This window comes from Neisseria sp. WLZKY-1 (assembly GCF_046546535.1).
Lineage (GTDB): Bacteria > Pseudomonadota > Gammaproteobacteria > Burkholderiales > Neisseriaceae > Neisseria.
Genome location: NZ_JBKGTW010000163.1, coordinates 1 through 248 on the forward strand (window position 1 = coordinate 1; position 248 = coordinate 248).

At 49.6% G+C, this 248-nt stretch carries 1 protein-coding gene; it reads right to left on the bottom strand.

The window, feature by feature from the left end:
- On the bottom strand, window positions 1-238 hold a 238-nt coding region (locus tag ACLD9W_RS12665; protein WP_410842315.1), incomplete at its 3' end, for an IS110 family transposase.
- Between the last annotated feature and the right edge of the window lie 10 nt (window positions 239-248).

The following is a 248-nucleotide window of genomic DNA, read 5'->3' on the forward strand; positions in this document are numbered from 1 at the left end:
GAGGATTGGCAATCACCACTTGGAAACCTGCGCGATGTAGGGTTTTGGCGAGAGGGATTTCCAAACCGCCAGTGCTTTCCATGACAACCAAACCGACGTTGTGTTTGTGCAGATAGTCAATGGTGTGGGTAAAGCCTTTGGGGTTGTTGGTTTCGGTTTTGGTTTTATCCCTGCCGTGGATGCCGATGACGAAATGGCGTTTGGCGATATCGATGCCTGCGTAGTTTTGGGTACTCATCAATGAACCT